This window comes from Olivibacter sp. LS-1 (genome assembly GCF_008245145.1).
In the GTDB taxonomy this organism is placed as follows: domain Bacteria; phylum Bacteroidota; class Bacteroidia; order Sphingobacteriales; family Sphingobacteriaceae; genus Olivibacter; species Olivibacter oleidegradans.
Genome location: NZ_CP041643.1, coordinates 3,027,863 through 3,052,756, shown reverse-complemented (window position 1 = coordinate 3,052,756; position 24,894 = coordinate 3,027,863). Strand labels below are relative to the sequence as shown.

Sequence of the window (24,894 nt, the reverse complement as noted above, 5' to 3'; positions counted from 1 at the left end):
GATAATTAAATACATTAGATAGTCCATGGGCCACGCATCGGTTGGTCAATTAAACGATTGGCCGCTTCATCATCAACAAATAACTGCTTATCTGGATCAAATTTTAAGGATCTACCTAACCTTACAGATGCTAAACCCATATTTACCAAGGTGCAAGAACGATAACCATTATCCTCGTTTAATGCAAATTTCTGTCTCTTTTTCACTGCTTCAACAAAGTCGACCACTTGCTCTTCCGGTTCGGGGAATGTCGCTAGTTTACGTTCCATGTCCGGGATATCCGATTTAAACCCGGGATATAATTTACCATTAGGCCCATCGATATAAGGCACATCTTTATCTTTCCCTTCACCGTCGAGGATAATTTTACATCCATCAGCATAGGTATATTCAATTCGTCGCCACGTGCCAACTGCGTCGCTGTGTTGCTGTGGAGCGTCTACTTCAACCGAAATCGGGCTTTCATTGTCCTTCCCTAGGAAATACTGTATTGGATCCAGGTAATGTTGTCCCATATCACCTAAACCGCCTCCATCATAGTCCCAATAGCCCCGGAAGGTTTGATGAACACGATGTGCATTATAAGGTTTGTATTGAGCAGGCCCCAGCCACATATCGTAATTCAATTCGCTAGGCACTTGTTCAGGCGTCAAATTCTCTTTTCCGACCCAATAGAATTTCCAATCAAATCCCGTATGTCTACTTACAGTAACTTTCAGTGGCCAGCCGAGCATACCGGAATCCACTAATTTCTTGATCTTCTTTACCGGAACAGCCATTCCGTAGAAATTATCCTTAAATCTAAACCAGGTGTTTAATCTAAAAATCCGCCCATGTTGTTGCACAGCCTCTTTTACACGTTTACCTTCTCCTATTGTACGCGTCATGGGTTTTTCACACCATATATCTTTTCCGGCACGTGCAGCTTCAGCGGCCATGATACCATGCCAATGAGGCGGTGTGGCGATATGAACGATATCCACTTCCGGAAGTTGAATCAATTCACGGAAATCTGACAGTTGCTTAACACCACTATCATTCAGCTGTTTCATGGCTATCGCTAAATGTCTGGTATCAACATCACAAATAGCAACGGTTTTGGTGCCGGCATAGGAAAAATGACCGCGTCCCATAGCTCCAACACCAATAATACCTTTTGTTAGGTGGTCACTCGGAGCCAAATATCCCTGTCCTCCCAGTACAAACCGCGGGACGATGCTAAATGCTGCCGCTGCTAGGGCAGACTTCTTGATAAAATCCCTTCTCGAGGTACTTTTTTCTTTCATTTGTGCTTTAATTTTTGGTTTCAGGATCCTCTCTCAAAAAATAAGTTCGATTTAAGAAAAATCCATTCGATTTGTTGTTTTAAGTATTGACTATGCTTGATGATTTTCTCTGCAATTAAAAGTCTCTTTATTACTCTCTATTTAATTAACCGGACAGACAAAATGACCTTTTTTCTCGGAGATACTATCGTTTATCCGATAAATGAAGGACATGATCAGTGGCACCAATAAATAACCAGATGGCTCATAATACCAAGTTTGATTTAGCTAAATATTGCAGTTTAAGATCGATAAAATGATGATGTTCGACCAAAATGGCTGTTAATTTAATAATAAAATAATAGGATTGCCAATTTATTCATCACGCAAACGGTTGCGTTAGTAAAAAGCTTTCCGCAAAACGGCTAAGCTCTTAGGAACTGCTGTTAATGGGTCTTCTTTTCCTTCCATCTCTAATGAAATATAGCCTTTAAAATTCACTTTACGCAATATGCCGGCGATCCGTTGATAATCTAAATCTAACGTATACCATTCTCCACCTCCGTAATAGGTCTTCGCTTGAACAATGGTAGCATAAGGTGCTAACTGTTCGAACTGACTATACGGGTCGCCGGCAAAATTACCGGTATCCAGATTTAGTCCCATGGCCGGTGAGCTTTTTAAGGCTTCGTATATTCGTAATAAGCCCTCAACCTGTGTCGTAAGTCCCCAATGGTTTTCGATGGCCAAAATCACACCCTCTTGCTCTGCCTTTATCAGGCATTCTCCCGTCGCATCTATTACCCATTTAAAGGCATCATCATCGGTATATCCCGCTAAGGGCGTTTCCTTTCCTTTTACGGCCATCAACTCGTCAAAGGTTCCTGCTGTGTTCCATCGACCTGAGTTCAACCGGACACAAGGGATTCCCATCTGCACAGCCAGATCGATGCAGTGCTTGGTATGTGCGATGTTCTTTTTTCTGTCTTCTTTATCAGGTGATACAAAATCCTGATGAATCGATAGCATAGGTAAGGCCAAACCACTTTCGAAAGCAAGACGCTTTAATTTATTCATATATCCGGTAGTTTCGTTTTCCATTTGACGATGTAGTATTTCTACACCATCAAAACCCAACGTCGCTGCCTGTTCAATTACCTGCTCAATGGGAAACTTTTCCTTTTTAAAATGCCAATACGAATACGTGGATACACTGATCGGATTGCGCTTAACATTTGTCGACTCCCCGATAGTTGATTCAACTTGATTGTATGGGCTAATCAGGGCTCCCAATCCAGCCATCGAAGCTTTCTTCAGAAAACTTCTTCGATGTTCATGCATACTTTTTATCATGATCTTTTAGTTTAAAAATGAGGTGTCTCCTATGTTTGTTGTAAGCACCTGTAGGAGACACCCTTATCGGTTAAAAATAATCTACTGATTCTGTTTCAACACATCTGCACCCATAATATCAATCTGTGCTTGCGGAATCGGAAAATACTCATTCTTTCCAGCCGTAAAACTAGCACCCTGTAGATAGGTTCGTTTTTGCTTCTCTTTTTCAAGATAAGTATTTAATGTTTCAGCAGCAACATGCCAACGTACTAAATCGAAAAAGCGATGTCCTTCCAACGCTAACTCAAGCCTTCTTTCAAATCGAACGGCTTTTCGTGCGTAATCCTGACTTGGAAATGATGGGTACTCTCTTATGACATAAGTGGCGGCCGGTGTGCCATCATCTTTTGTTACCACTTCATTTGCTGCTCTTCGCCTGATTTGATTCACCAAATCCAGCGCGCTAGTGAGGTCGCCATCCTCCACCGCAATTTCTGCACGCATTAACAGGACGTCGGCATATCGTAAGGCGCGATAATTATTTGAATTTGCCCTGGGTGATTCCGCTCCGGCATTATCGCCATTGGCCGCAAAGAATTTTTTGAAAGTATACGGACCGGCAAAACTTTGATCGCGGATCCAATTTCGTCCCGGATGAATCCCCCAGTTAAGGAAAGGAATACCACGTCTACCAACGGTCCAATCTAAACGAGGGTCCAAATTACCTGTGTAGGGTTCAAATGGATCAGAAGAAGCTAAGCCCTCATCATTCTTAACATCGACATCATTAAAATTGTCCAATAACGGCAAGCCACTTTCATCGGTTTTGAAAGCATTTACTAAGTTTTGAGAAGGCTGAAAGAAACCGCAACACCCCCCTGGTCCAGAGCCATAGGGAAAATTCAAATTATCGCCCCAAAAGCCGTTTTGTCCACTTCCTCCGTCGCCAACAGACATTTGGACTTCCAAAATCGATTCAATATTATTTTCGGTTGCCACTTTAAAATTATCATGAAAATTACTTACTAATTCAAAAGGACCGTTATTGATGATATCATCCAATAGCGGTCGAGCCGCTTCATAATCTTGTTGAAACATATGTACTTTAGCAAGCACTGCCTTTGCCGTCCATTGACTTGCCCGCCCTACATCTTTCTTTGTAGCTGATAAATTATCTACGGCGAATTGTAGATCAGCTTCAATCATAGGCCAAATATCTTTGTCATTTGGCAAGTTGATAAAGTCCGTGACGTTATCGTCAACGTAAGGCACCATATTCCACATCTTCTTTGCTTCAAAATGATACCATGCACGTAAGAAGCGTGCTTCCGCTGTTGCCTGTGCGACCTCAGCCTCTGTCATATCGGTCGTTTTCTTGATTAACTTAAGCACATCATTGGCGCGAGAGACGCCATCATATACTGTAATCCATTTTTCATTAAAGGCAGCGATATCCGGTTGACTAACATAGCGTTCAATGGTTGTTATCTGCGCCTGATCGCCCACATCGCTTCCTTTATAGGCGTCATCAGATGCCACCGATCCATAAATCCAATTGCTAGCTGACGACGTGAATGTATAACCGGAACCTACTCCATCCAACAAACTATATGCGCCAATTAAGACGGCATCAACGCCCGACTTCGTAGCCAGCAATTCTTCATTTGCTAAACCTAGTGGTTTCTTTTCCAGAAAACTTTTACCACAGCCCTGCATAACGCAAAAGGCCAACAGTATATATATCGATAAATTTGATCTTTTCATAATATGCTTTTTATTCCTTAGAATCCAACATTTATTCCTAACTGATACATTTTAGCTAATGGATAATTCCCTTGGTCAACACCCAATGTAGTGGTACCCGGCGTTGAACCCACCGACGTGATTTCAGGATCAATACCGGAGTAATCGGTGATAGTAAACAGGTTCTGCCCTTGCACATATATCCTAGCACTTTGCAATCCTAATTTCTGTAAAAGATCAGCCGGCAACGTGTAGCCCAGGGTCAGATTTTTTAAGCGGAAGTAAGAACCATTTTCAATAAAATAGGATGATGGTTGTTGACTTCTACTATCATTGGCATCCAATATCGGTAATACGGCGTCAGGATTTTCAGGAGTCCATGAATCATTAAGCATGCGTAAGCTGCGATTACCGGCTTGGTTATTGAAATCAACCCATCGTTTTACCATGTTTAGAATATCATTTCCCTGAACCCCTTGAAAAAATGCAGAAAGATCAAAATTCTTATAACCTAAATTAATGTTCAATCCATACGTAAAGTCGGGATGCGGATTTCCAATAAAAGTGCGGTCATTATCGGTAATTACGTTATCTCCATCTAAATCTCTATATTTGTATTTCCCCACTGCGGCATAACCGGGATACGCAGGGCCATTCGCTAAATCTTGCTCATTTTGATAAATTCCATCGATTACGTGACCATAAAAGGAATACAAGGGTTGGTCTACGGTTGACCGTGTCCAAACATAACTTCTGATATTCGGACCTAGCAAGATAGCAGATTCATTGTTGTTCAACTTAACGACCTTGTTTTTATAAGCCGAAATATTAGCACTAATACCATAGGTGAAATCTTTGCTTGTATTATTCTGGAAGTTCACTGCGAAATCAATCCCCTTGTTGTTCATTTCGCCTACATTAACAAAGGGCACGGTGGCCGTTCCTTGCGTTGCAGGCAATGCCAATTGGTATAACATATCGGATGTGGTTCGATTATAAACATCCAAATTAAAGCCAAGCATTCCCTTTAAGATCGTCATATCTAAACCGATATTGGTTTGCGTCGTGGTTTCCCATTTTGCATCGGGATTTCCGAAAGCATCCGTATCAAATCCGGGCTTAACTGCATTGTTTGATCCGTTAATGGCATAAGAAGATAAATTAAGCGAGGAGCGATAAGTATTAAACCCGTTATAGTTCCCGATTTCTTGGTTACCGGTTTGTCCCCAGCCTGCGCGAATCATCAAATTATCCAACCATTTTAATCCCGACAAGAAGCTTTCTTGAGAAATCCGCCAACCGCCGCTAAATGCGGGGAACGTACCATAGCGGTTATTACTACCGAATCGACTCGAGCCATCTCTTCTTACAGTCGCTTCCAGCAAATATTTATCCTTAAGGCTGTAATTCACTTTTCCAAATATTGAAAACAGCGCCCATTCGTATCGGCTACCACTATTGTTGATCCCGGCTGTTCCCGAATTAAGATCCATAAAATCCGGATCCTCCGAAAAATAGGTTGTCCTGACTGCTGAGAAGTCTTCACCGAATCCTTTTATTGCTTCCGTACCTGCTAACACATTTAAGCTATGGATTTCATTAAAAACTTTCCTGTAATTTAATGTATTCGTCCACGTTAAATTAATATCATTGATATTCGCTTTAGTCATGGAGTTTGCCGCCTCAATTTCCGCCTCTTCCCGATCCATCAATACATAATTCACTCGGTTGGTGTTCGTATAGTCAAACCCTAAGCTTGTACGACCGGTCAAACCCTCGATAATATCCACTTCCGCGAAAACATTGCCAAATGCTCTCAACGTTTTGGCTTGATTGTCTTTTGTGCGATATAACTGAGCAAGTGGATTAGTCGCTGGTCCTAAGCCTGCAGCTCGCGTTGCTGCAAAATTCCCCATGATATCGTAAACAGGTATAATAGATGGAATCCGATAACCGTTTCCAATGGGATTGCCATCTTGATTGTTGGTTGAACTTGCTGTTCCATTATTGTAATAATACCCTTTATTCTGGGTATAACTTACTTCCAGATTTTCTCCTAAGCGAATGATTTTCTTAATATTAAATTCGGTATTGGAACGAAGTGAATACCGATCGAATGATGTATGTTCCAACACCCCTTCTTGGTTTAAGTAATTGAGTGATAAGGCATAGCGACCCTTATCGGATCCTCCTGTAGCCCCTAGGTTATATTCTTGAACAATGGCTGGTCTTAATATTTCTTTATGCCAGTCAGTGCCTTCCTTATTAGCCCGGACAATTTGATAAAAATTATCCGCGTTATAACTGTACAAGGAAGGATCAACACGGGGATCTCCCTCGAATAAGCCATAACTGGAGCCTGCCAGGATATAATCCGGTACAACCGGATTGGGGCCGTTACCATACTGTTGATGCGATGGATTGCCATTGGTCAGGATGCCTGCATTTCGACGTTGCGTCCATAGCAGTTGGCCAAATTGCAAGGGATCTTTAATTAGGCCTAAATTTACATGACCGGTTTGTACCCCTACCCGTGTGTCAAAAGTTATTCTGGAATCACCGGCACTCCCCTTTTTGGTGGTAATGATAATGACACCGTTGGCTGCACGCGACCCGTAGATGGAGGTAGAGGAAGCATCCTTCAGTACTTGCATCGATTCGATATTATTTGGATTAATGCTATTCAATCCACCTTTCGTTGGCACACCGTCAATAATATAAAGGGGATCGTTATTATTGATGGTGCTAAAGCCACGTACCCGAACAGTAGCTTCACCACCAGGTGTGTTATTGCTGGTTACGGTAACACCTGCCGCCCTACCCTGCAATTGTTGTGCTACGTTAGGCGCCTGAACTTTAGTGAGTTCTTTAACATTAACGACTGAAACGGCACCCGTAATATCTTTTTTAACCTGGGTTGAATACCCGGTTAAAACCACTTCTTCCAAAGTGTTTAAATCTTGATTAAGGGTTACATTTAAGCTAGTTTGATTACTAACGACAAGTTCACGGGCCTGATAACCAACCGAGGTAAATACAAGCACATCACCTTTTTTTACAGACAAGGTAAAGGTACCATTTACATCGGTTGCAGTTGCCTTACTGCTTCCTTTTACGCGAATGCTGACTCCCGGGATGGGATTGGGCGGTTCCGCATTATCATTTACAATTCCTTTGATCACAAAATCTTGCTGTTGATGGAGCGAGTAATTACTCGCAACCACGAATGAAAAGTTAAATAGACAAAAGAGAAATAAAGTTCCCATGTAGGTCCATTTAACGCTACGGGATCTAAAATGTGTTTTGTTCATACGGTTTGAGCTTATAAGTGATAAAATGTTTGAATTGAGTTTTAGTACCGAACTTTCTTGTTGCTTAATTAACCTCCTTTCTTAAAATCAATAAATAACAATGTATTTGTGTTAATTTACACGATTCAAACTCACTCAAATGGTTTTTATGGACATAGCTGTTCATTGGAAAAGTTATTTCCTTTTAACCCATATCATAAAATCCTTGTTGAACAATCAGCAAAACTTCGAATACGACATTTTACTATTGCTTTATCCCGTAGTCAATACCAGGCATAATTGGTTATATCAGTAGAATCTGACGAAAACAAATATAGCGATTTTATCATCGCATGCAAGACAAATCGCTTTTATCCAACATACGGTTATCTTTTCCTATATGTTTATTGGTGGAAACTTAAAAACATAAAGTCTACCGCAGAAAAAAAACAGGTCGGGGCGTTTTAGCGCTGCTCCGACCTGTTTTTAAATTATTACCATCCAGGATTCTGCCCCAACTTGGGATTCCGATCAAGTTGTGGCTGCGGAATCGGCCATAAATAATTTTTCGGATCTTCAAAGCGCCTATTCCATTGCGCTTGCAAATACCCTTCTGGACTGATACGGAAAGAACCGCGTGACAATTCAGGAAACCATGCGGCTTTTACTCCTTCAATGGGTGCAGCCAATCGTTCGCCCTCTTTCCACCTTCTTACATCAAAATAGCGCTGTCCTTCCAATGCCAACTCCACACGCCGTTCGCGCCGGATTTCTGTGCGAACATCCAGGCCGTTAGCGGCCATAAAGCCTAAATCCATATGAACCATACCTACCCTGTCTCGAAGAAGATTTATAGACCTATCTAAATCTTCCTGGGTCAATTTCCCCTGCTCAAAGCGGGCTTCCGCATACGTCAACAGAACCTCAGCATATCGTATTAAATGAATGTCATTGTCGTCCCTTCCAACCAGTCCAACAGCTGAAGGTGTCACATATTTCTTATAATAATAACCTGTCGTAGTCATACAACCACGGCCATCTTGATTGAATTTCGGTCGCATGAAAACACTTGGATTATCGTTCTCATTAATCGGTCTGCCGTCATAACGCCCTCCCCAGGTATCGCCTGGAACCAAAATCGTTTGCGTCATTCGAGGATCGCGATTTCGAAAAATACTTTCGTAGGTACTATCTTGGTACATAGGCGATTTATTGATTGGCAAACCGTCGGTACATAGGTAAGAATCCACCAACGAGCGTGTTGGTACAAAACGTGCCGACTGATCGGGTACTTGGATCTCCCTACTAAGGTTATGCATAATGATATCCATTAGATGTAGCCGTGCAAGGATGGTCTCTTGGTTACGGCCGTTGGCCAATTTACCGGCATTGGTGAACAATTCCCAATAAGATGTGGCTGGATTACCATTGCTATACAAGCGATACACACCTAAATCCATTACAGCTTTCGCCGCCTCTTCAGCTACATCGTATCGCCCTTCCGCCAATGCAATACGTGCCTTTAAAGCAAGTGCGGCTCCTTTATTTATTCTTCCTAAGCGATTACCTGTCGGAATTGTCGGTGATAGAATGGCTGCCGCGGTATCTAAATCTGCCAATATAAAATCCACGACTTCCTCACGGGGCGTACGTTCTCCATACACCTCTTCATCGCCAAGCTCCAAAGGCCTCAAAACTAATGGAACATCGCCCCAGAAAGAAACGACGAAACTATAGGCAAGCGCTCTTAGTACCCTGACCTCCGCTGCCAGCAGCTCGTTCGCGCCAGGGCTTGTCTCTGCCGCAGTTCGATAATTTGCCAGAAAAGTATTAGACTCACGAATGTCTCGATACATATTACGCCATTCATCATTTACTGTCGGTTGTGTAACCGGAAACACTCCCGAACCGATATCCTTATATTGATTTGTAGAAGGCCACATGGTGTTCTCGCCCATATTCTCCATATCAACAGTATTCTTTGCTTTTACCCGTGAAAAAATAGCCGTCATTGCCATTTCGAGCTGCTCTGTATTTTTCCAGTAGCGCTCATTCGGTATTGCATCCAAAGGTTCACGGTCTAAATAATCTTTACATCCGGTTATACTGAAAAAACATACCAGTATCCCTGTATAGTATACGCACTGCCTGATCATTAAGCTCTTCATTTTTTAACTATTTTTTTGCTATCGAAAATTTACGTTCAAGCCTACAACAAACGTTTTTAGTTGTGGATAAAAATTAGCCCCTTGCGCTACCGGTGCTTCAGGATCGTACCCATAAAAGAAATCGGTCAAAGTGAAAAGATTTTCCGCCGACACATAGAAGCGCAACTTACTGGCTCTAAATTTTTCGGTAATCCGACTCGGTAAGGTATAGCCCAACTGGATATTTTTTAGTCGCAGATAAGCTGCATTCTCTATCCAATAAGATGACAACCGGGTGTTATGTTGTCGATTGAATACAAAACGAGGATAACTTGCATCTGGATTTTCAGGTGTCCACCGGTCTAAATGCACTCGCTGAGGCATGGCGCTATTGTTAATGAAAGGATGCCTAGCGGAACCGGTTAACCAACCATCGGCCTTGCCCACTCCTTGTAAGAAAAAACTGAAATCAAATCCTTTCCAAGCTAGATCTCCCCTAAAGCCGTACGTATATCGTGGAATATCACTGCCTAATACATGTCGATCCTTACCGACCGTAATGGCTTCATCTTCCGGGCTAGCTGGGCGATAGATCAGATCTCCAGGAGCTACCAAATCTCCTGCCTGAAACGGAAATTTCGGCACATATTCTCCATCAATCAAGTCGAAATCGTCGATTTGAGCGATACGTTCTGCAATAAAGCCATATAACGCATCGATAGGATATCCCACTAAACGCACGCGGTCACTTAGGTTTTGGGCATAATCGTCTAAGCGCGTAATCTTGTTCCGAACATCCGATAAATTGAGATTAACGCCATACTTGACTTCACCTATTTGATCGCGCCAAGCAAGGTTAATTTCCCAACCCTTATTTTGTACTGCGCCGGCATTTTGGGAAGGATAGTTTGTCCCCATACCAATAACATCCGGCAATGGCGGATTTAACAGAATATCGTTCGTATTATTTATAAAGTAATCCGCAGTCACGTCGAAACGTCCCTTCAGCATGGTTAAATCCAGACCAACATTGAATTTTTCGGCCTGTTCCCAGGTGACAATACGGTTAGCAAACTCCGTTTGACGATAACCAATACGCGGTTGGTTTCCGATAGGATTATTGGATCCAACTTGTGCAGGTTCCAGAATAGACATATAGGGATAATAGAGATCGGTATCCCCTCTTCTTATACGATCATTCCCTTGCGTACCATAAGAAATCCGCAGTTTGGCAGTTTGAAAGGTCGTTCGCCATTTATCAAAAAAATCCTCCTCAGAGAACACCCATCCTGCTGAAACTGATCCAAACCAATTCCAACGTACTTCCGGCGCAAAACGAGAAGACCCGTCATATCGAAAATTTCCTTCAAATAGATATTTGCTGTCATATGCATAGTTTGCCCTTCCAAAAAAAGACTGCAATGCATATTGATAACCACTGCTGTTATTCAATGGATTATCAACGCCAAGATTCAAAGACGGAATATCTACCGGGAGATTCTGTCTACTTGCTGTAAAGCTATTATTGATATTCTCTTCCTGTGAAACTCCCAGTAAACCGTTTACTTCATGTTTTTCGTTAAAAGTTTTCGTATAATTCGCCGTACCAATAAAGGTCTGATAGAGATTCGTATAATCAGCCACATTAATGGAGTTTGGATAGTTCGTTTGATAAATAAGCTCATTATCATCCGGACTATAATAGTTTATAGTCGAACTTAATACAGTTCGTTTGGAATTCGAACGAACCAATCCATATTGTCCCTTAATATCCAAACCATCAGCAATCGTTAACGTCGCGCTTAAATTGGCTGTCACTTCCTGCGAACCGAAGTCATTGTATCCTCCATCATTTGCTATCGCCACTGGGTTAGCCTGACCGCCATGATAGCCCCAGCTACCATTTGTAAAACGAACCGGTACAAGGGGTGTGATACTTGTTGCTGAAGCCAGTAGGGCGCGTCCTCCATCACCTCCGGCGTTGCTTTGTACATCGCGATCAATGTAGCCCACATTAGCATCTAGCTTCAATCGGTCAAGTAACGTCGTATTAATACGGGCGCGAACATTATGCCTATTTGCTTTAAATTGATCGCCAACCACAAGACCTCCTTCACCTAGGTAACCATAAGACAAGAAATAGCTCATATCGTTGCCTCCACCGTTAATATTGACATTATGGCTCTGTTGTGGCGCATTGTCTTTGTAAATTTCTTCTATCCAATTGGTATTGGCGAAATAATTCGGATCGGATCCATTGCGGGCAATTTCAATTTGCTCAGCTGAGTAAACGGGTGTTTGCCCTGCATTTTGCGTAGCTTCGTTATGGAGTACCATAAATTCAGGAGAGCCTAAAAACTCCGGTAAAGCCGTTGGCGTCTGTATACCATAATAACTATTCAGCGAAATATTGGGTGGCGTGCCTTTCTTTCCGGTTTTGGTAGTGACTAATATCACGCCGTTTGCTCCTCTAACACCGTATATCGAAGATGAAGCAGCATCTTTCAATACCGAAATGCTTTCGATGTCATCCGGATTCAAAATATTAAGATCGCCTCCGGGAATCCCATCTATGACCACTAAGGGTGATGCATCTCCCCAAGTACCAATGCCTCTTACTCGAATGGAGGGTGCGTTTCCCCCTGGAACTGTGTTTGTATTCCTAACGGTAACTCCGGGTAGGATGCCCTGCATACCGCGACCAACATTAGTAATTGGCCTACTTTCTAAGTCTTTAGCGGTCATAGCAGTTACCGCTCCCGTTAGATTGATTTTCTTCTGGGTGCCATACCCCACAACAACAACCTCTTCGAGCGATGCTACATCTTCTTCTAAGAAGACATTGAAATTTGCATCATTTCCCGTAATCCTCCGTTCTACTGCTTGGTACCCCATAGAAGTAAACACCAAAATATCGCCCTGGTTAACGGACAACGAGAAATTTCCATTTTCGTCCGTCGTCGTTCCTCCTTGGCGATGTTTATTACGGACGTAAACCCCAATCAGCGGATTTGCAGGTTCGTTCGTATCAAATACACGCCCATTCACAGTAAGTACGGAATCTTGTGTAGCACCAGTCCGGAGCGGTACGATGGCTCGAGCCTGAATTCTGATCTGATTACCTGAGACCATATAACTTAGGCCGGCGTCTTTCAACACCTGATCCAGTGTTTGTAGTAAATCTTTGTTCTTTGCATTGATATTGATTTTTTTACCAGCGACAAGCTTATCGCTGTAAAAAACAGCGTATTTAGTCTGTGTTTGAATTTCTTTAAAAAAATCGCTTAATGCACCGTTTTTGATTCGAACACTGATTTTACCTTGGGAGTAAGAATTAGCGTGCACTACCATGACGTTAATGCAAACTAAAAATGCAGCCAATTTTAACATTCGAAAAATTTTAATGACAGTATTAACCTGCTTGGGTGGTGATTGGCAGGTGTAAAAAAAATTCATACTTTAGTAGATCGATTAATTAATTATTCCAGTTAATTTTTTGTAAACGGGGGGGTGTTGCAGCACCTTCCCTATTTGAATTTTTGGTTGATTATCCTACTTCGTCTGGATGTATACCCTCCTTCCTATTTGATTGACAGTATATTTTGAAACATCAAATACATTTTGCAACACTTCAGGCAATGTTTGAGTCAGATCCAGGCTCCCTGAAAAGGTTTCATCCTCGATGGCTGGCTTGGGCAGCTCAATTTCCGCATTATAGAAACGCTCTAATTTCTTTAGCATCTCCTCTAAGTTCATGCTATTCAAAAGCAATCTCCTATTAGTCCATGAAATCGAGCTTTCAGAGGCCGGTTGAATCAACAGCTTTTGTCGGCTTTTTCCGAAGCGAGCCTCTGTCCCCGGTTTTAGCATCCGGCGTTCAAAAGACTGATTTCCATTTGGTAACAACGCGATATTTCCCGTCAATAAAAGCACCGACACATAATCATCATCGGCATAAGCACTAAGATTGAAACTCGTACCAAGTACCTGTATTTTCATCACCTCTGATAAGACAAAGAAAGGTCTGTTGGCATCTTTAGCAATCTCAAAATAACCCTCACCTTCCAGATAAACGGCTCGGTCTTTTTCGTTAAATTTTTCAGGAAACGTCAATATGGAGCCGGCATTCAGCCAAACTTTTGTTCCGTCTTCCAAAACGATTTCACTCCGTTTTCCGTAAGGTACGCCAATTGAATTATAACCCACCTGCTCGTTTTGTGAAACATGCTCTTGTTTTACAAATTGTTTGTAAACAACCAATGTATCGTGAAGCACCCGTGTTTTTTTATCAGCGTTGATAAATTGCACGTCATCTGATTTCGAAAGGTATCCTTTATTAATAATCGCAACCTTTTGAATATCAACCTCTGGTATATTGACATGATATAAGTAAAGAGCAGCACCGATCAGAAAAAGCACGATAGCGGCCACCAAGCCTTTTCGTAGAGAGGGAGTTGTATTTTTCCGAGGCTCAATCGTATGGTGAATTTCATGCCAAAGCGCTGCATTTTCCTCTTCCGAAAAAGATGCATTCTTGACGTTTTTTACTGTATCGACAATCGCGTTGGCCAAAGATGCCTGCTTATCATCGCTAGGCATGTTCACGTCTGGTTTATCCTCATTCAAAATATCTTCGGCCTTTTTCTTTCCCATTTAAGATTGTCTTTTATAGGTAAGAGTAAAGCAGTTAATTTTTATAGACTAAATTTTTAATTTTTTTTCAAAAAAACGATTTAATATTTGACAAATAATGAGACGCATACTATCATAAAAATTTCAAGTTTAGCTTGTAAATCGTTATCTTGTTTGCGTCCTTTCATCGAACTTTAAAGTCAAGAATTTCTTTTGAATTAAACAACCACCAGCCTATTTTAACAAGACACAGGACAAGACATGCTAGGTACTTTCTTCGGGGTGAGTCCAGGGTGAGTCCACATTGGGTCCAGGGTGAGTCCAGGTTTTTAAGGTAAAAACCTGGACTCACCCTGGATGGCACATAGATAGTATTTGTAGTAAATTCGAAGCAATTACCTGAAAAGTACAATTATGGTGTTGGGATAGATTATAGAGGGGAGAAGAGATCTCCGAAGCGATTAAAAACACTTAGACAAATCTAAACAAATTTATTGCTGGATCAATATAACTAAAATCAAGAAGCAGCTAATAACGAACATTAGATAACAGAAGGCAAAATACCTGCACTAGTGGTATGTCTTCTACATGCTCTCGCAATTGCTTGATTGCACGATATATTAAGGTGCGACAGCTCGCGATAGAAATATCAAGCATACTTGCTATTTCCTCATATGACAGCTCTTCATTAAATTTCAGGTAGATGACTTCCCTTTGACGTGCCGGCAGTCGTTTGATCAGCTGCTGAAGCTTAACAACAAGCTGCCTATCTTCTTCCTTTTTGATCCACACCGTTTCGGGGCTCCATTCCAGATCAAAGGGATAATCGATCCGTTCCACGAGCGCTTGACTTCTATTATCCTTTCTTAATCGAGCTAAAACATTATTCCGCAAAGAAGTAAAAAGATAAGAAAGCGGATTAACGTCTGGATTTAGCTTGCTTCGATAATGAAAAAGATTAACAAATAGATCATGTAGGCAGTCTTTGATAACATCGCGGTCAGCATGATATTTCATGCCGAATGCAAAAAGCCGATCGGCATAAAGCTTGTAAATATTTTCAAAAGCCCGGTCGTTGCCTTTGATAAATGCTTTCCAAAATGCACGCTCGTTTAGATTATCCATCTCTAGATCGAAATTCGACTATTCATCAAACAGGTTGAAAAAAATATTCGGCCAAAATAGCAAACAAAAAATCCTCAGATATTACGTTAAGGTTATGTTTTTATTAATTGGTTATCTATCGGTCTTCATAAAACGCTCAATCTCATTTTGAGCCCTTATAGCGCGCCGTTTAAAGCTAAAGATACTTTCTGATTTGACAACAGAAAGTATCTTTGTAATTTATGCAATCTTTCAACTAACTTAGAGCAGCTCCCACTTTTTCCAATAGAAGCTTGGTTTTCTTTATCCCTTCGTCTTCACTCAATTTACTTCCTTCGTACTCTATGCCTACATACCCTTTATATCCGGCATCTTTCACAATTTTCATCATACGCAGGTAGTCAATCTGCGTTTCATTACCTTCGTTATCGAAATCATGAGTTTTAGCGCTTACGCCTTTGGCAAATGGCATTAAGTCTGTAACGCCCTGATAACGATCATATTCGTAAAAATTACCAAAGTCTGGAAGACTTCCGCAGTTCTTTTTACCCACTTGTTTCAAAACAGCGCTCAGCCATTGTCCATCTGAAGACATACCACCATGATTCTCTACGATCACATTAATTTTATGTTTAGCCGCAAACTCGCTTAGCCTTCCTAAACCATCAATGGCAGCGCCTTTCACCTCTTCTGCAGAGCCTTTCCCGGCAGCATTTACTCGTATTGCATGGCAGCCTAAAAACTTAGCCGCTTCCACCCATTTATAATGATTCTCCACGGCCGTCTTACGTTCCGCATCGTCAGGCGCCCCCAGGCTTCCTTCTCCATCAACCATAATCAGTACATTCTTCACGCCATTATCTTTCGATCGTTTTAACATGTCTTTAAGGTAAGCTTGATCTTTCGCTTTGTCCTTAAAGAACTGATTTACATATTCTACAGCAAAAATGCCATATTTCTTTGCCGCAGTTTCCGCAAAATCTAAATTATCCATTTGTTTACCAAATAACGTCTTATGCAACGACCATTGTGCCAAGGATATATCAAAAAAATACTTCCCGTTGGTAGATGCGAAAAGGTCTAGTGGTAAATTAGATAAAGCGGTAAGGCCTAAAGCTCCTGCCCCCATTTGCTTTAAGAATTCTCTTCTGTTACTCATGATTTTTTGGTTTGTATAGGCAGGCAATTTAGAAAAAAAAGAGGAAAGATTTCTATTGCCGAAGAATATTTAATGCCAATTACGAACCTTAGGCTTACGTTTACAATCTTTTATTCAGAAATAATGTACGTTAATTTTTACAGATTACTTGCCCCATAAAAAGCACAAAAAACTGATAGGGAGACTTTTCTATTAAAGAGAGCCGACGACGGGGATCGAACCTGCGACCTACGCATTACGAATGCGTTGCTCTACCAGCTGAGCTACGTCGGCTTTTGTAAGACAAAAATAATATGGAACGCCTAATTGTCAAATCATTTTTACAAACTATTTATACGTTTCCCCATCCATTAGCCAACACATCCGCTAAGTGCATCGTTTTTATGGGAAGATTTTGCTTATCAATATAGGCCTGAAGATGCAATAAGCATGAAGCGTCTGTTGAGATGATGTACTCAGCATCCATAGCAAGCGCATTATTTACTTTTTGTTCAGCCATGGCAGAAGATATTCCACTAAATTTAACTGCGAAGGTTCCGCCAAAACCACAACAGGTATCTTGGTCGCGCATCTCAACAAGCTCCAACCCATCTACTTTTGCCAATAGCTGACGCGGTTCTTCTTTTATTCTACACTCCCTCAAGGCTGAGCATGAGTCGTGATAGACCGCTCGCCCTTCCAATTCTGCTCCAAAATAGTCCTTTTTTACTATATTTATTAAGAAGTCTGATAGTTCGTGTATACTTGATTGAATGCTACGGCACTTATTATGCACCATTGAATTGGTAAAAAGATCATTATAAGCATTTTTCACCATACCTGTGCAAGACGCCGAAGGGGATATTATATATTTAGCTTCCGCGAAATCGTCGAGAAATTTATTGCCAATAACCTTAGCCTCATCCCAAAATCCCGCATTGTAGGCCGGCTGCCCACAACAGGTCTGTTCAGGGTTGTATTGTACTTTACACCCTGCCTTCTCCAACACTTTAATTGTGTTAAAAGCGGTTGTTGGATATAGTTGATCAATAAAACAGGGTATAAATAAGCTTACTTCCATAGGTATTCCTTTTGTTTCAAAGGTAATAATTGTTTTTGATAGGTTCTATTCCGGTTGTCAAAGCCGGTGTCCTCCAAGGCCGTTTTCTCCAGCCCTTAAGTCCTTATTGGCTGCTCGCAAAAGCTCTCCGTTCTACTAAAATGCCGCCTCCAAAATTTACAACTAGCACTGGGAGGCACTAACACTCCTGTAAATTTTGCCTGCCTGCGGTAGGCAGGCAGCGGCGAGCTTTCTTTGCTTCTTTCTTTCGCGGAGAAAGAAAGAAGTTAAAATAAACGTTCCTTTAATCTTAATACACTCTAATTCAACGAAACATTCTCTTTATTATTCTGACGGAGAAGTCGAATCAAAAAGAACATACCTATGCCGAAGAACAATGCTAACGATAATGCAGAATATCGAATGTTTTTTGTTTGTTCTTCGATAAAAGCAAAAAAGAAAAGCCCAATGACAATGGCGAGTTTTTCCGTTACATCATAAAAACTAAAAAAAGCCGTTGTATCCTCTTCTTCACGGGGTATTAATTTGGAATAGGTGGACCTAGACAACGACTGGATTCCTCCCATGATAAGTCCTACTAATGCTGCTAAGATGTAAAATTGCATCTCTGTTTGTATCAAATAAGCGCTAAAACAGACAACGATCCATAACAACACGGCTATAATCAAGACCCGTACATTACCCAGTCTTTTGGCCAACGTAGACATAAAAAAAGCGCCTACGATAGCTACCAATTGAATAATCAGGATCGTGACAATTAATTTCGATGCTCCCAAATGCAATACTTTCTCGCCAAAAGCAGCCGCTACCAACATCGTTGTTTGCACGCCCATTGCGTAAAAAAAGAAAGCGCCTAGAAACTTTTTAAGATTTTGCAATCCCTTAATTTTGATCCACACCGCGTTCAGCTCATTAAAACCGCTTCTTAAAATATGTGTATTTATTTTGTTTGGCTTCGCTTTTCCTGATGGTAGCTTCTTGAACGGTATTTGAGAAAAACCCATCCACCAGAGCCCAACCAATAAAAATGAAAGACGAGGGGCAAAAGTAGCATCCTGAATACCGAACCATTCCGGTTTAAGAACAAATACGAAACAAATGATCTGTAATAAAACACTCCCTATATAACCATAAGCAAATCCCTGGGCACTTACCCGATCCTGTTCGTCAATGCTTGCTATCTCCGGCAGGTAGGAGTTATTGAAAAGCACACCCCCTATATAGCCCATCGCAGCAAGCGTACTACAGATAATTCCCCACTCTAAAGTATTTAGTTTAAAGAAAAACAGTCCAATACAGGAAAGGCCTCCCAAATAAGTAAAGACTTTCATGAATGACTTTTTGTTTCCCCTATTGTCGGCAATCGCAGAAAGAACAGGCAGTACGATGGCCATGATCAAATAAGCACAGGCAAGCGAGTAATTTGCTAATGCGGTATTAATAAATTGAAAACCAAAAAAATTAACTTGATCACCCTTATCCTGCGTAGTAGTAATCGCCGTGTAATAGGCTGGAAAAATAGTAGAAGTGATTACCAAATTATAAGCGGAGTTCGACCAATCGAACATGGCCCAGGCCCTAATGGTTGATTTATCGTTTAGTTTCATTCAAGTCGTTTCCTTTACCACAAACCTAATATTTCTTTTCCAAATTAAAGGCAAGCACTAGTCCCATTTAAACAAGAAGAGCCGTTTCATAGATAGAAACGGCCCTCTTGTTCAAGCGAAGTATGAATTAGTAACCTTCATTTTGCTTTAAAGTTCCGCTACTTTGATCGATCTGATCTTGCGGTATTGGGAAATATTCGTTCCGTGAACTAAAGGTAAGATTACGGTAAGATTGTAAAAATCCACCTTCAAATCCCGAATAGCTTTCAAGCACATCCTTGGCAACGCCCCATCGAACTAAGTCAAAGAACCGATGTCCCTCCATAGCTAATTCCAATCGACGTTCAAACCGCACCGCGTTGCGAGCGTATTCTACACTTGGAAAGGAAGGATAAGGTTTTACATCGTATTGAGCAGCTGGTGTATCTCCTATCGAAATCGGCGCTATGGTAGCCGCCCTTGCTCTAACTGAATTTACTAAGCGAAGTGCTTCACTTAAATTTCCCAATTCAATTTGACATTCGGCCGCCATTAAAACAACGTCAGCCAGTCGAATTAGGTTCACGTTCAGATCATTAATGTAGGCTGCACCGGAAACCGTATGTGAAGGGAACTGCGCGACCGGAACCTGATTCTTCTTGCCCACAAAGGGACCTGCATAACTAGCCAAACGAATCCAAGCATCACCAGGCATGGTACCATAATCCAAATAAGGAACTCCTCGCCTACCAACCGTATAATCCAGACGAGGGTCAAAACGTAAATTAACGTCTAATTGGTAATTATCCTTTGCGGCCCCGCTCAAACCAAAGTCCGACTTGTAGGGATTGCTGCGATAAGATCCGTCTAAATACGGCAAGCCTTGTTCATTCACTTTAAAGGCATTAACCAAGTCGAAGGTTGGCTGGAAGAATCCGCAGCAACCTACCGGTGAAGTGCCATACAGGCCACTCAGCATATCACCTACATTGGCGTTATCTCCAGTTCCGTCTGGACTAATAGCATGTTGGACAGCAAAAATAGATTCCGGACCATTTTCTGTTGTTACATCAAAATTATTCTCATAAGGCATGGACGTAATATCTTTTCCTGCCATTACATTTGTAAAGTGCTGCAGAGCTTCTGCATATTGTTTTTGGTACAACAATACTTTCCCCAAATAGGCTTCAGCCGCCATTTTATCTACCCGACCAACCTGTCCGTTTATTTTTTCCACGGGTAGGTTTTCCACCGCAAACTCAAGATCAGCAACAATCATTGGGTATACATCGGTATCATTTGGTTTAGTCTTCGCCTCATCCGGCGGCGTATTTTCATCCACATACGGGATGTTTTTAAATACTCTTACTAGGAAAAAATAATAATGAGCCCTTAACATACGTGCTTCGCCTTGAATTTGAGCAGCACGATCGGTGCTAATTGTCTTATTTCCAGCTTGATCAGCCGCTAACACCCGCAATGTATTGTTACATCTAGCAATTCCCTCATAATAACGGGTCCACATAACAGAAAGATTGTCGTTGGTACTTGTAGGCTGATATACCTCAATAAGATTCATGTTAGGCTGGTCAGTACCATCACTTCCCTTATGCGCGTTATCAGAGGCTACTTCCCCAAATAACCATTGGCTTGGTGCAGATGCATAATTTCCCCAAGTCCCATCCTGGTTACCATTCAAAAGTGCGTAGGCCCCAATTAGTAAGCCTTCCACCCCTTCACTACTTATCACCTGTGGGTCTGACAGCTGCCCCTGGGGAACTTTCTCCAAAAACGACTTACTACAAGAGCCTAGTGCTAAGAGAGAAATACTTATCAATATTGCAATTTTATTCTTTTTCATCGGATACATTTTTTGTTATTAATCTGATAACTTATAGGCCTCATCAGAAGCATTAATTATTAGAAGCCAATATTTAACCCTATCATATATTGACGTGGTACCGGATAAACACCAAAGTCAACTCCCAAAGCTTGAAAGGTGCTATTGGTTTGTGAGACTTCCGGATCAAGGCCAGTATAATTTGTGATGGTAAATAAATTCGTTGCACCGAGATAAACGCGGAATCTACTGATTTCAGTATTGGCTCCAAAAAGCGTCTTCACAGGAAAGTTATAGCCTATCTGAAAATTCTTCATTCGGAAAAAACTTCCATCCTGTACATAATAACTAGAGGAAGCATATTCAAAATCTGAAGCCCCTTGATAAGGCGAAGGTGTCATGCTGCCGGTATTTGTTGGACTCCAAGCGTTTAACAAACGAGTACTGGTTTGCCCAGCGAAAGTCCCGAAATCCGTAAAATAACGCGTCGCTTCATATAAGTCATTTCCTTGTGAACCATTAAAGAACATTTGAACATCAAAATTTTTGTAGGCAGCATTAATACCTAGTGAATAAACAAAATCAGGATGTGGGCTACCAATGACATCACGGTCTTCTGGACCGATGGTTCCGTTTCCACTAATATCTGCATACTTTGGTCCCCCCACACGTGCACCAGAATAAGTCGGGCTATTCGCAAGATCCTCTTCGTCTTGATAAATACCGATCATATTGTAACCATAAAACGAACCAAAAGGCGCGCCGTCTTTCAAAATAGTGGTTTGCAAGCTTCTAAAATTCCCATATACCTGCTGCGTTACGGATGGCGCTAAAGAAACCACCTCGTTTACGTTTCGCGATATATTTGCTGTAACATCCAACGTAAATGGTTTTTGTTGACTTCTGCCATAATGATATCCTAGCGACAATTCTACTCCTTTGTTTTGCATATCACCCACATTCACATAAGGAGAAGTTCCTAAACCGATCGCAATGGCAGGCAAAGGCAATTGATAAAGCATGTCGCTCGTTTTACGGTTATACCAATCAAACGACCCGTCAAAATCACCATTCAATAAAGTAAAATCAAGTCCTAAATTGAGCGATTTCACCTCTTCCCATTTGATACCTTGATTACTGTAAGCATTTTGGTAAATACCCGTTACAAATGAGCTTCCTCCCATCGGATAAGAAGATTGCGCAATAGTGGAAGAAAAGCGATTGAGGTATTGAAAGGTTGGAATCCGCTGGTTACCTGTAACTCCATACCCTGCACGGATTTTCAAATCAGACAACCAAGTAGCGTCTTTCAAAAATTCCTCTTCAGATAGCCGCCAAGCTGCACTAGCTGCAGGAAATACCCCATAAAGATTATCTGGACCGAAGTTAGACGAACCATCACGACGTACAGTTAAACTTAATAAATAACGGTCTTTAAAAGCATAGTCGGCCTTACCAAATAAAGAGAATAGGGAACCTACGTTACCTAAACTGTTATTGCTAATATTAGAGCTTCCTTGACTTAGATAAAGATAATCCAGGCTATTTAAGATAAAGAAGTTATTCCTACCTCCAGTTAATTGTCGACTGCGGCTTTTAAAAGCCTCTGTACCCAACAATACATTCAAACTGTGGTCATCACCAAGTTTCGGTTTATAATTCAAAGTGTTTGTCCAAGTCCACTCGGTATTATATCCTTGGTTTTCTGTCAAGGCGTTGTTAAAACTTCCTTCCTGAAATTCCGGATTAGGATAGACAATGTCAATATTGCCCCAGTTTTCATAGCGAATACCAAAACTGGTGCGCAACATCAAACCCTCAATAATGTCGTATTCAGCAAATGCATTACCAAAAAATGTATTACTTTTCGATTTGTCATCCTTAGCTCGATAAGATATGGCCACAGGATTCTCTCCATTTCCCAAAGCACCACCTCGAGACCCGGCAAAATTCCCCATAATATCATATACAGGAATAATATTTTGTATCCTGTAGGCAAATCCGAGCACGCTTCCTTCTCCCTGATAATCACCAGAGACATTAACATTAGATCCTATGCCATAATTCTCTGTATAAGAATATTGCGCGTTTTCTCCGATGCGTAATTTTTTATTAAATGCACTAAATTGGGTGTTGGATCTAAAATTAAAACGTTGGAAACCGGTATTAATCACCACGCCTTCTTGTTTAAAATACCCGCCGGACATTGCGTAGGTTGCATCATCCGACCCACCGCTAGCACTAAGTTGATAACTTTGCATAGGAGCAGACTGCGTCAGTTCTTTGAACCAATTGGTTCCCACCTTATTTGCTTGAGTAATCTGGTAAAAGGTGGAGTTATCACGCGAATAATTATATAGAGCAGGATCCACATCTGCAGCAGTAATTTGGGCGCCAACTTTTCCTCCAGCTAATAAATAATCCGGTAATACTGGGTTATCTCCAGAACCATACATCCTACCCCAGGCACTGACTGGATCTAGGCCTGCATTACGATAACCTTGATAAAGATTTTCTGCCCACTGTTGTGGATTTAACATATCTGGAAAAGCGCTACTTCTAGCTTGTTGAACACCGTAATATGCATCTAAACCTATTGTCGCTTTTCCTTTAGTACCCTTTCTTGTAGTGACAATAACAACTCCATTATTTGCACGTGCCCCATATATGGAAGCCGCCGAAGCGTCTTTCAATACCTGCATACTTTCGATATCATTCGAGTTCAACCAACCTAATTTTCCTTCATAAGGAACCCCATCAATTACATATAAAGGGTCGTTATTATTGATTGTACTATAACCGCGGATGCGTATCTGAGGTGTTGCTCCCGGCGCTCCATCAGAAACGATTTGCACGCCAGTGGCTTTACCTTGTAAGGCTTCAACTGGGCTCGCAGCAGGCTGGCTTTTCAATTGTCCAATATCAACCACCGCAACGGCACCTGTCAAGTCTTTCTTACGTTGTGCGGAATAACCGGTAACCACCACTTCGTCCAAATCGCTCGTAGTTGATTGCAAACTGATGTTATAAGTTGTCTTCCCACTGCTAACACGAACTTCTTGACTCGTATAACCTACATAGGAGACAACTAATATGTCGTTTGCCTTCACGGTTAAGCTATACTGCCCTTGATTGTCTGTTAAAATACCATTGGTTGACCCTTTTACTAAGACACTGACTCCTGGCAAAGGCGCATTATCCGTTGCATCGGTTACTCTACCTACAATTTTCAGTTCTTGTCGATTCTGAATGAGTAAGATCTTTTCATTTTCTACCTTATAATTAATATCCATCGGAGCCAATACCTCCTCCAACACATCCGCCAAGTTACTTTGCAAGCTTCCCACCTCCACTATTCGATGGCTTTTTAATATAGAAGGACTGTACACGAACTTTACTTGAGATTGGGTTTCCAAATTCTCTAAAAAGTTCTTCAAGGTCATCCTCTTCTTCGTTATGTTAATCGTTTTTTTCAAAGCTCCCTGTGCTTCGGCTGTATGGGCGTAGGCACTTAAGGTTCCCACCGAAATAAGAAGCGCTTGAATAAAGGATATTCTCATCGCCGTTTTTGTTAAAGCAATAATTCGTTCTTTTTTCATAAATTCGAAAAATTTTGGTTTGTGAAGGGCCGGTTTTAAGCACCGACCCTGAATCATGATTTAATCTCCGACCGGCAATACCCCCATATTGCCGGTCTTTGTTTGGTTTAGTCTACGTTGTGTTCATAAGCGAT

Annotated in this window: 13 protein-coding genes and 1 tRNA gene; all 14 read right to left on the bottom strand. The window is 41.4% G+C overall.

Going from position 1 to position 24,894, the window contains the following annotated elements; translation table 11 throughout:
- Nucleotides 1-14: 14 nt before the first annotated feature.
- The gene (locus FKG96_RS12180; RefSeq protein ID WP_013666218.1) at nucleotides 15-1,286 is read right to left on the bottom strand and encodes a Gfo/Idh/MocA family oxidoreductase; all 1,272 of its coding nucleotides are present in this window, start codon (nucleotides 1,284-1,286) and stop codon (nucleotides 15-17) included.
- A gap of 378 nt (nucleotides 1,287-1,664) precedes the next feature.
- Nucleotides 1,665-2,618, bottom strand: coding sequence for a sugar phosphate isomerase/epimerase (locus tag FKG96_RS12175; protein WP_149105560.1), 954 nt, complete (start codon nucleotides 2,616-2,618; stop codon nucleotides 1,665-1,667).
- Between the two features lie 81 nt (nucleotides 2,619-2,699).
- Nucleotides 2,700-4,364: a RagB/SusD family nutrient uptake outer membrane protein gene (locus FKG96_RS12170; protein WP_130857317.1), complete on the bottom strand. Its 1,665-nt coding sequence runs from the start codon at nucleotides 4,362-4,364 to the stop codon at nucleotides 2,700-2,702.
- 17 nt (nucleotides 4,365-4,381) lie between these two features.
- Complete coding sequence (locus tag FKG96_RS12165; RefSeq protein WP_246860278.1) at nucleotides 4,382-7,609, bottom strand: TonB-dependent receptor; 3,228 nt, start codon at nucleotides 7,607-7,609, stop codon at nucleotides 4,382-4,384.
- 518 nt (nucleotides 7,610-8,127) lie between these two features.
- Nucleotides 8,128-9,801 carry a RagB/SusD family nutrient uptake outer membrane protein gene (locus tag FKG96_RS12160; RefSeq protein WP_246860277.1) on the bottom strand — a complete coding sequence of 558 codons (1,674 nt, stop codon included), beginning with the start codon at nucleotides 9,799-9,801 and terminating at the stop codon, nucleotides 8,128-8,130.
- Between the two features lie 18 nt (nucleotides 9,802-9,819).
- Nucleotides 9,820-13,170 carry a SusC/RagA family TonB-linked outer membrane protein gene (locus FKG96_RS12155; protein ID WP_246860276.1) on the bottom strand — a complete coding sequence of 1,117 codons (3,351 nt, stop codon included), beginning with the start codon at nucleotides 13,168-13,170 and terminating at the stop codon, nucleotides 9,820-9,822.
- 162 nt (nucleotides 13,171-13,332) lie between these two features.
- Nucleotides 13,333-14,433 (bottom strand): FecR family protein, encoded by a 1,101-nt coding sequence (locus FKG96_RS12150; RefSeq protein ID WP_149105557.1) that lies wholly within the window; start codon nucleotides 14,431-14,433, stop codon nucleotides 13,333-13,335.
- A 507-nt stretch (nucleotides 14,434-14,940) separates the two neighbouring features.
- Nucleotides 14,941-15,537 (bottom strand): RNA polymerase sigma factor, encoded by a 597-nt coding sequence (locus FKG96_RS12145; RefSeq protein ID WP_149105556.1) that lies wholly within the window; start codon nucleotides 15,535-15,537, stop codon nucleotides 14,941-14,943.
- Nucleotides 15,538-15,772: 235 nt separating this feature from the next.
- Nucleotides 15,773-16,675 carry a sugar phosphate isomerase/epimerase gene (locus FKG96_RS12140; protein ID WP_149105555.1) on the bottom strand — a complete coding sequence of 301 codons (903 nt, stop codon included), beginning with the start codon at nucleotides 16,673-16,675 and terminating at the stop codon, nucleotides 15,773-15,775.
- A 200-nt stretch (nucleotides 16,676-16,875) separates the two neighbouring features.
- Nucleotides 16,876-16,948 (bottom strand) — tRNA-Thr (locus tag FKG96_RS12135).
- Nucleotides 16,949-17,006: 58 nt separating this feature from the next.
- Nucleotides 17,007-17,735 (bottom strand): (Fe-S)-binding protein, encoded by a 729-nt coding sequence (locus FKG96_RS12130; protein ID WP_013666209.1) that lies wholly within the window; start codon nucleotides 17,733-17,735, stop codon nucleotides 17,007-17,009.
- A 299-nt stretch (nucleotides 17,736-18,034) separates the two neighbouring features.
- Nucleotides 18,035-19,342, bottom strand: coding sequence for an MFS transporter (locus FKG96_RS12125; protein WP_149105554.1), 1,308 nt, complete (start codon nucleotides 19,340-19,342; stop codon nucleotides 18,035-18,037).
- Nucleotides 19,343-19,469: 127 nt separating this feature from the next.
- Nucleotides 19,470-21,182 (bottom strand): RagB/SusD family nutrient uptake outer membrane protein, encoded by a 1,713-nt coding sequence (locus FKG96_RS12120; protein WP_149105553.1) that lies wholly within the window; start codon nucleotides 21,180-21,182, stop codon nucleotides 19,470-19,472.
- A gap of 59 nt (nucleotides 21,183-21,241) precedes the next feature.
- Nucleotides 21,242-24,760 carry a TonB-dependent receptor gene (locus tag FKG96_RS12115; protein WP_130857312.1) on the bottom strand — a complete coding sequence of 1,173 codons (3,519 nt, stop codon included), beginning with the start codon at nucleotides 24,758-24,760 and terminating at the stop codon, nucleotides 21,242-21,244.
- Between the last annotated feature and the right edge of the window lie 134 nt (nucleotides 24,761-24,894).

Coding starts and splice junctions, on each gene's coding strand:
- FKG96_RS12180 (WP_013666218.1), bottom strand. CDS start 1,286: ATGAAAGAAAAAAGTACCTCGAGAAGGGATTTTATCAAGAAGTCTGCC.
- FKG96_RS12175 (WP_149105560.1), bottom strand. CDS start 2,618: ATGATAAAAAGTATGCATGAACATCGAAGAAGTTTTCTGAAGAAAGCT.
- FKG96_RS12170 (WP_130857317.1), bottom strand. CDS start 4,364: ATGAAAAGATCAAATTTATCGATATATATACTGTTGGCCTTTTGCGTT.
- FKG96_RS12165 (WP_246860278.1), bottom strand. CDS start 7,609: ATGGGAACTTTATTTCTCTTTTGTCTATTTAACTTTTCATTCGTGGTT.
- FKG96_RS12160 (WP_246860277.1), bottom strand. CDS start 9,801: ATGAAGAGCTTAATGATCAGGCAGTGCGTATACTATACAGGGATACTG.
- FKG96_RS12155 (WP_246860276.1), bottom strand. CDS start 13,170: ATGTTAAAATTGGCTGCATTTTTAGTTTGCATTAACGTCATGGTAGTG.
- FKG96_RS12150 (WP_149105557.1), bottom strand. CDS start 14,433: ATGGGAAAGAAAAAGGCCGAAGATATTTTGAATGAGGATAAACCAGAC.
- FKG96_RS12145 (WP_149105556.1), bottom strand. CDS start 15,537: ATGGATAATCTAAACGAGCGTGCATTTTGGAAAGCATTTATCAAAGGC.
- FKG96_RS12140 (WP_149105555.1), bottom strand. CDS start 16,675: ATGAGTAACAGAAGAGAATTCTTAAAGCAAATGGGGGCAGGAGCTTTA.
- FKG96_RS12130 (WP_013666209.1), bottom strand. CDS start 17,735: ATGGAAGTAAGCTTATTTATACCCTGTTTTATTGATCAACTATATCCA.
- FKG96_RS12125 (WP_149105554.1), bottom strand. CDS start 19,342: ATGAAACTAAACGATAAATCAACCATTAGGGCCTGGGCCATGTTCGAT.
- FKG96_RS12120 (WP_149105553.1), bottom strand. CDS start 21,182: ATGAAAAAGAATAAAATTGCAATATTGATAAGTATTTCTCTCTTAGCA.
- FKG96_RS12115 (WP_130857312.1), bottom strand. CDS start 24,760: ATGAAAAAAGAACGAATTATTGCTTTAACAAAAACGGCGATGAGAATA.